This window comes from Chryseobacterium electrogenes (assembly GCF_053553015.1).
Window position 1 is genome coordinate 1,652,243 of sequence record NZ_JBNPPB010000002.1, and the last position, 12,694, is coordinate 1,664,936.

The window sequence follows — 12,694 nt, forward strand, 5'->3', positions numbered from 1 at the left end:
TTATAGTAAACGAATCTTATCATCCAAGATTTCAATTTTTTTGTCTTTGTAAAGACCACCAATTGCTTTCTTGAAATTCTTTTTGCTCATCTGCAATTCATATTTAATATCTTCTGGAGAAGACTTATCAGATAGATAAATTAATCCTGCATTACTTTCTAATCGATCCAGAACGATCTGCTTATACTCATCTATATTTTCGAAACCTTCTGGCTGTAGAGAAATATCAATCTTACCATCTTCTCTTATCGTCTTGATATAACCAATCTCAGAAGATAGTGGATAGAGTTTTTTGTATACATCAGAGGCATAGATTAATCCAATATACTTTTTATCAATCACAACATTCCAGCCTAGCTCAGACTCATTAATCATCATCAACTGTACTTTATCACCTTTCTGATAAGCTAGATTTTCGTACTGAGGATTACGCTTAAACTTGGTTGTGCCTGTTAATCTGCCAGAATCTTCGTCTACATAGACATAGACCATATAACGTTTTCCTTCTAGCATCTTTCCTTTTTGCAGTTTATAAGGAATAAAAAGATCCTTGATAATCCCCCAATCCATAAAAGCACCACCAGCCATACTTTGTACACAAGTCATTACCGCAAACTCATCGACTTCACATAATGGTAACTCTGTAGTCGCTTTTATAGCGTCATCATCTTGGAAAACAAAAACTTCAATCTGCTCGCCAATGATCATATCATCTAGTACAAAAATTTTGGATAAGAATGCCTTTTCACCAGATTCATCAGTTAGTATAAAGCCAGAATTAATTTGTTCACTAATTGTTAAGCTTTGTGTTTTTCCTACTTGCATTGTAATAATTTGTGTAAAATTAGACAAAATAAAATCAAAAATTAAAACATCCCTTATAAACATTTATAATTAATTAGCCAAGTGCTTGAAATTATTTCTATTTTAGAAGTAAAACAAAGGCAAATTTTAAATATTAAATGAAATAAGATTAACAAAAATTAATTTGTCATTTGTACCTTTTTAGAAGATAAAATAAAAAACATCCGCCTATTCTGGCAGATGTTTCTATAATTAAAATTTATTTTTAAAGGTAAATCCTAGCATAAACCAACGTCCCGGCATAGGAACCAAGCTGGTCTCAGTATATCGGGTATTGGTGATATTATTAACCAATAAATAAAGATCTAGCTTCGGGAGTTGGTAATTAAGCTTAGCATCTAGCAAGTTATAGCTTCCCAATGCAACACGTTCATTATAACGGTAGATAACATCCGCGCCCAATTTCTTAACTTTTAATTGAAGTTTAGCATTAAACTGGTGTTTCAAGTTGTCCAGAACATACCTGGAGAAATCTTTATCGTCTTTGCTAATTTTATTATCCAGATAAGTATAGCCTACAGAGAGATTTTTAACAAAGCAATTGAAACCTTGTGTAACCTCCGTTTCGAAACCTAAAGATTTAATATTAGAGATATTTTCTGCACGCCATCTGTCACTTTCATTTTGCTTGGTCCAATCTATTGCATTTTTTGATTCTTTACCAAAAACGCTTGCCTTAAAGAGTGTCGCCGACTTTTGAAATTGATAACCAGCTTCATAAGACACTGCATTTTCTGGTCTTAGATTGGGATTTCCTTCTTCGGTTTTGCTCATGTAATAAAGATCCGTATAAGTTGGTACACGATTAACTTTGGCAACATTAGCATAGACTTTATGATTAGCATTAATCTTATACCCAACATCTAATCCTGGATAGAAAAAATTACCACTACCAGGATAATTAGCCCAACTAATACCAGGTACGATATTAAGCTTCTGATCCAAAAATGTGAAATGATGTTCAAAAAACAATTGTGTGATAAATCGTTCTCTCTCTCCGAGATTATTACTTCTTAGCTTTTCATTTCTCAACTCTACACCTACGCCCGTTGTCCCTAATGATGATTGATAACTAGCATTAACCTCTCCACCAATATTATTACCGATGTGCATATTTCTGTATATTTCTGGCTTCCATCTATCGAAAAGATACATATCTTGCCCGCGTCTCCAGTATGCATTGGCGTTAAGATTAAGCTTACCAAAAGTCTGCTCATAACTTCCACTTATCAAAGAAGTTTGTGTTTCTTCATATTGATTTGCTGCTTTGGGGGAAGAATAAAATCCATTGGCACCAAATTTCTTTTCGGTAAAGCCGGCTTGCATTTTTACCGATCCGTTATTGATTTTGATTTGATTTTGATACCAAACATTTTGCACATCATAATCGGTATTAAAACGATAACCTTCAGATTGTGCTTTATTAACTTGAATAAAATTCCCGAATTTTTCATTCCCAAAATCCGCAGAAGCGCCCAAAGACCAAGTTTCGAAATCTCCACCAGATGCATTAACCTGATATTGATTATCCTTGCCTACTTTGGTAATAATATTGATAACACCAGCATAAGCATTCTGCCCGAATCGTCTTGCTGCTGGGCCTTTTATAATCTCGATACGATCAATAGAAACCATATCAATTGGTAAATTAAAGGTGTTATGTCCCGTCTGAGAATCGTTAATACGGACGCCATTTACCAATACCAATACTTGCTCAAAAGAACTTCCTCTAACGCTAAGATCCGTCTGTACATCGTTCATCCCGCGTCTTCTAATATCCAATCCTGTATAATATTGTAACAGATCTGCAACACTTCTAGATGGAGATTCTGCAATTTGTTGTTTGGTAATAACGGTAATATTTTCGCTGACTTTAGAGATTGGCGTTGATAAGAATTTACCTTGCACAACTACTTCGTCGATATTATTATCCTGTGCTTGAGCTATAAAACCTGCACATATTAATAAAGAAACTAATACTATTTTCATTAAATAATTTTATGATGCACAAATTTATATAAACAAAGAACAATTAAAAATAATAGACTCACTAAGTAATAAAGGACTTTATTACAACTAATCTAAAATTATAAATCATATTATTATGAAATATTATAAAAATCCCAGTATTTCCTTAACAATAATTAGTAAAAATGATTTTCAAAAAATCTTTTAAAAATCCGTAATTTTGTACCTCTTAATTTTACCATGGCAGCAACAGCAGATATTGATATAAAAAAATTCTTATTCGTAAAGAATGCACACCTCAACAACCTGAAACACATTGATGTTTTGTTACCAAAAAACAAACTCATCGTGATAACAGGTGTCTCCGGTAGTGGCAAGTCATCTTTAGCTTTCGATACGATATACGCCGAAGGTCAACGCCGATATGTTGAGAGTCTTAGCTCTTATGCCAGACAATTTTTGGGCAAATTAGAGAAACCAAAAGTAGATGATATCAAAGGTCTAGCGCCATCTATCGCCATACAACAAAAGGTTATTTCTTCTAATCCAAGATCTACAGTTGGGACATCTACAGAAATCTATGATTACCTGAAGTTGCTATTTGCCAGAGTTGGACACACATTTTCTCCAGTATCAGGCGAAGAAGTAAAAAAAGATAGCGTTACCGACGTTATCGATTATATTAAAGAATCTAAAAAAGACACGAGTTTTCTATTATTAGCACCATTAACCTACGATCCTGAACATTTTGCAGAACAGCTTAAAACCTTAAAAGTTTCTGGTTTTACAAGATTAGAAATTGGCGGCAATCTTGCTGGGATAGAAGATCTAGAAAGCTTTGGTTTTGTCCCAGAAAAAGGAACAATAATCAATTTGGTGATTGATAGATTTAGCTATGAAGAAGACGAAAACTTCTTACAACGTTTGGCAGATTCTATCCAGATGGCTTTCTACGAAGGTCATGGCTATTGCGCCCTAAAAAATATTGACACCAACGAAATCCATGATTTTTCTAATAAATTTGAGTTAGACAATATCGTATTTAACGAGCCTAATGTTCATTATTTTAGTTTCAATAATCCTTATGGCGCATGTCCAACCTGCGAAGGTTACGGCAAAGTGATTGGCATAGACGAAGATCTTGTTATTCCTAACAAAAATCTATCGGTTTTCGAAGATGCTATTTCTTCTTGGAAAGGCGAAACGATGAGCGAATGGAAGAAGTCTTTCATCAAAAATGCTAAAGATTTCCCAATCCACAAACCTTACCATCAATTAACGAAAGAACAAAAACAATATCTCTGGAAAGGTGACAAAACCGCCAATTTCCCGAGCATTGATAACTTCTTCAAGATGTTGGAGGAGAATCTTTACAAAATCCAATATCGTGTGATGTTGTCACGTTTCCGTGGGAAAACCGATTGTCAGACCTGCGAAGGACTTAGACTGAGAGAAGAAACCTCTTGGGTAAAAGTGGATGGTCACAACATTCAGTCATTGATAGAATTACCGTTGGACGAATTATTACCGTTAATGCAAAGCTTCAAGCTATCAAAATACGACGCTGAAGTGGCTAAACGATTGATGTACGAAATCACTTCCAGAATAGAATTTTTATTAAAAGTCGGTTTGGGATACTTGACTTTAAACCGAACGTCTAATACGCTTTCTGGTGGAGAAAGTCAGAGAATCAATTTGGCAACAAGTCTAGGAAGTTCTTTGGTTGGATCAATCTATATTTTGGACGAACCAAGTATTGGACTGCATTCTCGCGACACCGAAAATCTAATCGAAGTGCTTAAAAACCTCAGAGATCTTGGCAATACGGTTATTGTGGTAGAGCATGATGAAGACGTTATGCACGCTGCAGATTACATAGTAGATATTGGTCCAGAAGCGGGTTACCTTGGTGGCGAATTGGTTTTTGCGGGAGATTATGATGCATTAAAAAAATCAGATAGTCTAACGTCTAAATATCTTAACGGCGATTTAGAAATTGAAGTTCCGAAAAAGCGCAGAACGCCTAAAGAATTTATCAAAATAAAAGGCGCAAGACAAAACAATCTTAAAAATATAGATGTTGATGTTCCGCTAGAGATGTTAACGGTTGTAACCGGCGTTTCTGGTAGTGGAAAATCGACGTTGATGAAAGAAATCTTAACCAATGCAATCCAAATCCAATTAGGAATGGGTGGTAAAAAGGCAGATTATGACAGCGTAGAATTTCCTGAAAAATTGATTAAAAACATCGAACTGATCGATCAAAATCCAATCGGGAAATCGTCCAGATCCAATCCAGTAACCTATCTCAAAGCCTATGATGATATTCGGGATTTGTTCACAAAGCAAAAAGCCGCGAAATTATTAGGGTTAAAACCAAAGCATTTTTCGTTTAACGTAGATGGCGGAAGATGTGACGAATGCAAAGGCGAAGGCGTTATCACTGTATCCATGCAGTTTATGGCGGATATTGAATTAGAATGCGAACATTGCCACGGCACAAGATTCAAGAATGAAATCTTGGAAGTAAAATTTGACGAGAAAAACATTTCTGACATTCTGAAAATGACTGTGGATGAAGCTTTAGAGTTTTTTAAAGAAAATAATGAAGCTAAGATTGTACAGAAATTAACGCCATTACAAGATGTTGGTCTTGGTTATTTACAATTGGGACAATCCTCTTCTACCCTTTCTGGTGGTGAGGCTCAGCGTGTAAAGCTGGCGTCATTCTTGGTTAAAGGAGTGACAACGGATAAGACTTTATTCATCTTTGACGAACCTTCTACAGGACTTCATTTTCATGATATTAACAAGTTGATGAAATCTCTGCAAGCTTTGATAGAGTTAGGCCATTCTGTGATTGTGATAGAGCATCAACCTGATATTATCAAATGTGCCGATTATATTATTGACATTGGTCCTAATGCCGGAAAACATGGTGGCGAAGTTGTTTTTACAGGAACTCCTGAGGATCTTGCTAAAAACAAAAAATCAGCAACAGCTAAATATATCGCTGAAAAGTTGAGATAATTTGATGTGGTAATTTGAGGATTTGAAGACATTTAAAAAGAATCATAAAACGAAAAAAGGGTCAAAAATGAAAATTCATTTTTGACCCTTTTTTATAACTTAAAGTGATTAAAGAATTATCACATTATAATACATCTTGCAAGTCTGCATTTTTCTCAAAGGTTGCTTTTGCAAAAGGACAAAGCGGAATGACTTTAACATGATTCTCTCTAACATAATCCACCAATGCTAAAAGAAGTTTCTTCCCGACACCTTGTCCGTTGTAAGCGGCTTCTACACCTGTGTGGTCAATAATTAACTTGTCCGTTCCTGCCCAAGTGTAAGTCATTTCGCCAGCGTGATTACCATCTATAACTCCTTCGAATTGGCCATTTTTTTCGTTGTTAGTGTGTTTTATTTCCATTATGAATTTATTTTGGTTTTAATTTCTATTGTACTTGATAACATCTTATGAATAGGACAAGCATTAGCAATGAGATCTACTCGCTTAAGTTGTGCTTCGTCTAGTTGAGAATTAGAAAAACTAATGCTTCTAGAAAAAATAGTCTTGGTAATAGGACTATCAACATCTATCTCCACATCTACAACAATATCACCAACTTCCCAACCTTTTCTATCAAAGTACATTTTTAGGGTAATTGCTGTACAACTCGCTAATGATGCCGCAAGTAATTCGGTGGGCTTTGGAGCGAGATCTTTGCCACCTTGCTCACTAGGTTCGTCGATTAATATTGTGTGATCTCTCGCCGTAACTTTGGTTAAATAGGCTTCTTTGCCTGTTACAGCGCTTACTTTTATATCTGCCATAATTATGAATTTATTTTACAATAATAAGATTAATATTCCATCTTAGAGTTGATGTAAGATAGGTATTGATTATTGGTTAAAAATACTAAATTCTGACTTTCTAATCGCTGATTTCTAAGCTATAAATCTAGTTGATAAAAATAACAAGCTTGTTATCACCTCACGACAAGCTTGTCATTGCTCCATAGCAAGCTTGCTTTTCTTGTATACTTTAAAAGCGGCCGGGATAGTAAGGGCGCGAGCATTTCGACTTCGCTCAATATAAACTTTGCGAGCGGTCTGAAGAATAGCGCTGGACCAACCAAGGCTTCTGAAGACGAAACCCCTGAATAGCCCGAAATGCCGCCCAAATAAAAATCCTAAAAACTAGCTTTAACCTGCATACTGCCAATATGAATTGTCCTGTCGCCCGAGTTACGCCCTTCATAATTAACGTTAAGCTGGATGAACGAGTTGACGCTTTGCTGTAAAAACACCGTCCAAACTTGGTTTTTGCCAGACTTAAGACCTTCCAACATTTGGTTACCTACAATACTGAAACTGTTGCCTGTAAAATCGTTATTGATGAATGAGAAACTCGCTCTAACAGAGGTTTTCTGGCGATCCCATTGCAAGGTCCCAGAGAGCTCGTACGCCTTGAGAAGCTCATCACCATCGGTTCTTTTCTTTTGTCGCAATGCGCCATACAATTCTGTCTGTAGGCTTTCTGTGAGCTTATAAGTGGCTTTTGGCTTCGTTTCCCAGATTTGTAAAAGATAGTTTCTGGTACTAAATAACTGAGAATTATTATCAATATTTTGAAATTGACTTTCCCAATCTGTACGGAAGTTTTTATTAAACCAATAGCCAACATTAAGGAAGTGAGAATCTTGAGAACGCTCCTCGATACTGTAATTGGCATTAACCAAATTATTGGTCGCCGTGAAGCGGTAATTGCCGTTCCAGCCGGACTTATCCGTGGACGTAAACAAAGTCGAAAACATGAGGTTTTGCGTTTTGCTAATCTGATCTTTTTCTTTGGCAAATGGATTAAAAATTAATACGCGATCGCCTTTGGTAAAAGCATTTTGCGATAATAGGGACACATTGAAATTCCAGCGTTTTAAGAAGTCATTGCCAGAGCTAAAAATCACCGACGGATTGACAAATAATGCCAATTGCAGTTTGTTTTTATTAGACGCCAAATATTTTACAGTGTTGGTGTAGATCCTTATATACTGCGCCTGATCAGCATATTCTGCCACCTCAAACTCGTCTAACTGTTGGATACCATCACCATTATAATCGGTCCATTTATAAACGCCTTGTCCATCTGTCACCTTAATATATTGAAATTCTCTCTGCGCTTCTTGCCCATTACCGAGCTCATAAAAAGCCTGCAATCGCATTCCGTTTTTGAAGAGTTGCTGGTTGTACATAATATTGCCGACCACAAAATCCTGGTTTTGGTTATTGATAAACGTCTGATCTTTATAAAAAAACTTACGGTAATGGATTAACGTCGAAAGTTGTGTAGCCTCGGTCTTTATCAATTGACTTTCTGCCATGATGCCCAAAATATTGTTCATATTCTGAAGGCGATTATCTCTGATAGAATCGTTATTTCTTAGATAGATTTTGGTCAGTAATTTAGTCCTTGTGCTGTCTGATATTCTCTTTTGAAGGAAAATTTCTTTCCAACTAAAACTACCGACATCATACAATTGATTATTATTAAATTTCTTAAGATTATGCTCCATAGATCCGCCAACTGCCCAACTCCCTTTTTCACCTAGAAGCTCCGCAGAGGCACCACCACGCACAAAAGTAGAGTTCATTAAGGTAGACTTGGTATCCAGATAAGACGCATTGGCTGTTGTAATCCATTTTTGATTTTTCCAGCCGAAAGCCAGATCATTTTTAATGCCTTTATAATTGTCTTTCTCGTCGAGATAGTTCAGTTTATAATTAAGAAAAGTGTGATCTTTCCATTGGTTATTGAAACCTAACATTAATCTATTTTGGGTTATTTGGCTAAACTCTTCGGTCAAGTTAAAATCTCTCCAAAAATCAACATTATTGATACGATCCAAGACGTGGAAGTTTTTTTCGATATGTTGATATTCGAACATTGGCGTACCTGTCCAATCATTTTTCTTGAAAATTTTGTTTCCGTAGATTCTTGCGGCATAACCAATATTTTCCTGATTGTCTTTAGAAGAAAAAAGATTAATATCTCGATTGCTTAATGACAAATCTACGCCTACAACACCATCTTCTAAAGCATATTCTGCATTGGTAGAAAACACCTGAGATTTCTCTGGAGCAGGTAACTTACGCACGGCTTTGTAATCGCCTAATCCTAACCCAACATACTCAAAAACCCGACCATTATTGGTAGTTTGTGTCAGTCGATAATCACCTTTGGTATCACCAAAATATGTAAAAGACACTTGGTACAACTCATCTTCTTTGTTGGTAGAAAACTCGAAGTGATACGCTGATCCTGCATATATTTTCTTGTACAGAATTTTGTTAACATCATAATCCGTTCTTTCGCCAGAAGGCGCATACATAAGATCCCGATTGTTACCCGCATCAACTAGATATTGCATGTCTTCTTTACTCAGATTGAGAGAAAGTGGTGCATTTTTATTATCATTTTCCATGAACCAGCTTAAGCCAACTTTTAGTCGTTCTCGCTGATGTTGGATATTACCTGTCACTAAAAACCGGGTGTAATTTCGGTTGGTATAATTGTAAGAAATAGTGATAAAATTCTGTTTATATATCGGTCTAAAACTCGTAAAAGTAACTTCGCCGGTGTTGTAATTAATAATATAGTCGAGATTCTCACCGCGCTTCATTAACACACCATCGATATAGACTTGCTCCGATCCAGAAATAATTGTGATAAACAGTTCGCCATTTTTCCCGGTTAATCGATACGGTCCTTGGTTACCTTCTATCCCTTGAAATTTTATCCTATTAAACTCACTTCTGGCAATACCCGCTGAGACGTCCACGGAGGTTTTGTTACCGTTTTCTTCCCAATTGGTAAGGAATTGCATGCCCATACTTCGTCTTTGGAAACGTCCAAAATACGTCCTATCATCATCCAAATCTAGATGTCCGGCTCTAAGAATACTTCTTTTTTTGATATTAAGTTGAAGGAAAATTTTATCAAACTCTTGCAACGTCTGCGTATAACCATCTGCTTGAATTGGCAAATTATGATCCGAAATGGATGCTAAAATCGACACATCATCGCTCAGTTTCCCAGAAATCTGAAGATCCATCGTACTCTGGACAGAAGATCCCTGATTGTTCCCGAAAGTTATTCCACGTACGATAGATCCTTTAGAGGTTAGATCACCGAGAATTTTTGATTTCGTGTTTTTTACCAAGACTTCTTCGTCGTATACTAATTTGTTTGATTTTTTAACAAAATCTAAGGTATCCTTAGTAAAATAATCTTTGTTGATTTTGGCAGATAGAATACTATCTTTTTTAATAGAATCTTTAGGAAGATTAGGATTTTGCCATGAAAAAACCTGTGCTTGTAATAATCCACAAGCCAAACAACACAACAAAATGGTAAAAATATGCCGATACAATTTCAAATCAAATCTAGATGTAAATCTACGAATAATACAGATGAATAAAAGATCTACAGCTAATTAACGTCATTTTTAACTAAAAAATTATGATTAAATATAAAAGTTTATATTTGTAGCCCATCTATTAAAAACAAATGTAAGATAGTTTCAATCTATTATTCAATCTTTATAAGTAATTAATAGAAGGTTATAAAAACTTATTAAAAAAAAATTAACTTAATTAAATATTTCAAAACCATGAAAAATCTTTATTCTTTAAAGTCTGCTTTATTAGGAGCAGTATTAAGCTTCGGTAGCTTAACAGCCTTTGGACAAACCAAAACCATTACTATTACCAACACTAGCATTGGAGGAACTCAAGTATTAGGTTCAAACACCTATGCTAATGGTGCAGAAAGAAAATGGACCACAGACGAGGTTAACTTCGGTGGGAAAGCAATTACGAGTAATAATAAAAATACTCCAACAGGTGCTGAGGCTAATACCAATATACAAGCGCAATCTAATAATGGTGTCATCTACAATACAACAGCATTGCCTGCGTAAAAATCAATTATGTAGGTAGTGCCAATAATTTTACATTACAAGGTGGTTCTTCTGACAGATTGGTAAACACTAATAGCGGTAACTATAATGTAACAGGTGGTACAGCGGTAGGTGCAGCATCTGCTACAGGATGGACGGCTGATGATCTTAAGGATACTAATTACACTTACTTTGCAATTAAAAAGAGTTCTGGTGTATCTTATGTTTCTTCAATTGAAATAGTATATGAAGAGAAAAAAACAGAAACTTGTACAGCTCCAGTTATTGTAGATCAACCAACTAGCAAAAGCGTTGTAGTAGGTACAGCAGCTGAATTTACAGTTAATGCTACAGGTAATAATTTGACTTACCAATGGCAAGCTTATGACGAATCTGCTAAAACTTGGGGAAACATTGACTTAATTGATTCTGCTAAAACTAAGACGTACAGTATTTCTGAAACAGAAATGTCGATGAATGGCTCTAAATTCAGAGTAGTTATTTCTTCTGATACTTGTACAACAACTTCTGATGAAGTAACTCTTACAGTAACTCAAAGCTTAGCAGTTGATAATCTTAATGTAGCTAAAGGTACACTAGTTAAAAACACTGTAGTATCTAACGAAATCATCTTCGGGCAAGCTGCAAAAGTATCTATCATTAGCATGAACGGACAAGTTGTAAAAACTGCTGACGTCCTAGAAAACGGATCGCTTAACGTGTCTCAACTTGCAAAAGGTATCTATATCGTAACAGCTACAGTTAACGGTAAAACTATTTCTCAAAAAATTGTAAAAAAATAAGTTTATACTAAAAACTATATAAGAAACCGTCTCCTAACCGAGACGGTTTTTTTGTGGTCATCTAAAAAATATTAATAATTATTTACATACACATAACACTACATATACATGATAATCAATAATTAACAAATATTTTTGTAACAGAAAATTTAAAAAAAATGAAAAAATTTTATTCTTTATTAGCTGTTGCAGCATTCGCATTATCAATGAATGCACAGACACAAACTGTTGATTTCGTATTTGCAGATCAAAATTGGAATAACAGTCAAATTATCTCATCAGGAGTTATAGATGAAAATCTTAATTTTACAACCTCTAAAAATGGTTCGTCTAATAATCCAGCTTACTATGCAGCAGACAAGTCTTTAAGATTTTACTTTATTGCTAATGGAAACGGCGGCGGTATGACTATTACGCCTAATGATGGTGCAATAATAAAAAGCATTACAATTAATGCAGTTTCAGGTAATACACCAACAGTAAAATATAGCGTAGATGAAACTACAAGTAAAAATGCAGTTTTAAAAAATGGTGCTTATACAATCTCTGACATTGAGGCATCAAAATCTTTTATGTTTCAGAATGCGAATACCTCTAATACGCAATTGAGAATTACCTCTATTTCTGTAACATATTCTACAAAAACCATGGCAGTTGTTGATGCTAACGCTTCCAAAATTAACTTAGTGAAAAACACTGTAGTATCTAACGAAATCATCTTCGGGCAAACTACAAAAGTATCTATAACTAATATGAACGGACAAGTTGTAAAAACCGCTGAAGTTAACGACAATAGCAGACTTAATGTATCCGAACTTGCTAAAGGCATCTATATCGTAACAGCTACGGTTAATGGTAAGACTGTTTCTCAGAAAATTGTAAAAAAATAAATATTTCTATACTTAATACTAAAACGCTTCTTTGATAAGGAGCGTTTTATTTTTTTAATAGCCCTATCTAAGCTCATCATAAAGCTATTTTAGATCTTGATTTTATAATCTCTAAAAAAACTTTGCTTTTTTATCATCTAAAATAATTATCTTTTTTATTACTTTTAACGTTACAGTTTTCCTATTTTCTCTTTTAACTTTTGTAAAT

9 protein-coding genes are annotated in these 12,694 nt (G+C 35.0%); 4 read left to right on the forward strand and 5 right to left on the reverse strand.

The features are described from left to right. On the reverse strand, positions 1 to 825 hold the full coding sequence (locus ACQQ6V_RS07600) for a CvfB family protein (protein WP_448844938.1): 825 nt from the start codon (positions 823 to 825) through the stop codon (positions 1 to 3). Positions 826 to 1,056: 231 nt separating this feature from the next. Beyond that, complete coding sequence (locus ACQQ6V_RS07605) at positions 1,057 to 2,853, reverse strand: TonB-dependent receptor plug domain-containing protein (RefSeq protein ID WP_448844939.1); 1,797 nt, start codon at positions 2,851 to 2,853, stop codon at positions 1,057 to 1,059. A gap of 219 nt (positions 2,854 to 3,072) precedes the next feature. Here ACQQ6V_RS07605 and uvrA point away from each other — a divergent pair, with 219 nt between their 5' ends. Further along, positions 3,073 to 5,862, forward strand: coding sequence for an excinuclease ABC subunit UvrA (gene uvrA, locus ACQQ6V_RS07610; protein ID WP_448844940.1), 2,790 nt, complete (start codon positions 3,073 to 3,075; stop codon positions 5,860 to 5,862). Between the two features lie 124 nt (positions 5,863 to 5,986). On the opposite strand, the gene ACQQ6V_RS07615 is transcribed toward uvrA, so the two are convergent. The 3 genes from ACQQ6V_RS07615 to ACQQ6V_RS07625 all read right to left on the reverse strand — a co-directional run bounded on the left by ACQQ6V_RS07615 (position 5,987) and on the right by ACQQ6V_RS07625 (position 10,229). Beyond that, positions 5,987 to 6,265, reverse strand: a complete 279-nt coding sequence (locus ACQQ6V_RS07615) for a GNAT family N-acetyltransferase (protein WP_448844941.1) — start codon at positions 6,263 to 6,265, stop codon at positions 5,987 to 5,989. Beyond that, a complete protein-coding gene (locus tag ACQQ6V_RS07620) occupies positions 6,265 to 6,669 on the reverse strand; it encodes an OsmC family protein (protein ID WP_448844942.1) in 405 nt (134 codons plus the stop codon). Before ACQQ6V_RS07620 ends, ACQQ6V_RS07615 begins: the two co-directional genes overlap by 1 nt. Positions 6,670 to 7,028: 359 nt before the next feature. After that, the gene (locus ACQQ6V_RS07625; protein WP_448844943.1) at positions 7,029 to 10,229 is read right to left on the reverse strand and encodes a DUF8818 domain-containing protein; all 3,201 of its coding nucleotides are present in this window, start codon (positions 10,227 to 10,229) and stop codon (positions 7,029 to 7,031) included. Positions 10,230 to 10,505: 276 nt separating this feature from the next. Between ACQQ6V_RS07625 and ACQQ6V_RS07630 the strand changes: the two genes are divergently transcribed. The 3 genes from ACQQ6V_RS07630 (at position 10,506) to ACQQ6V_RS07640 (ending at position 12,486) form a co-directional block, all read left to right on the forward strand. Beyond that, complete coding sequence (locus tag ACQQ6V_RS07630; RefSeq protein WP_448844944.1) at positions 10,506 to 10,814, forward strand: hypothetical protein; 309 nt, start codon at positions 10,506 to 10,508, stop codon at positions 10,812 to 10,814. Positions 10,815 to 10,873: 59 nt separating this feature from the next. Continuing rightward, entirely contained in the window at positions 10,874 to 11,596 is a 723-nt protein-coding gene (locus ACQQ6V_RS07635; RefSeq protein WP_448844945.1) for a T9SS type A sorting domain-containing protein, read from the forward strand. Between the two features lie 158 nt (positions 11,597 to 11,754). Further along, positions 11,755 to 12,486: a T9SS type A sorting domain-containing protein gene (locus ACQQ6V_RS07640; RefSeq protein WP_448844946.1), complete on the forward strand. Its 732-nt coding sequence runs from the start codon at positions 11,755 to 11,757 to the stop codon at positions 12,484 to 12,486. Positions 12,487 to 12,694: the final 208 nt, after the last annotated feature.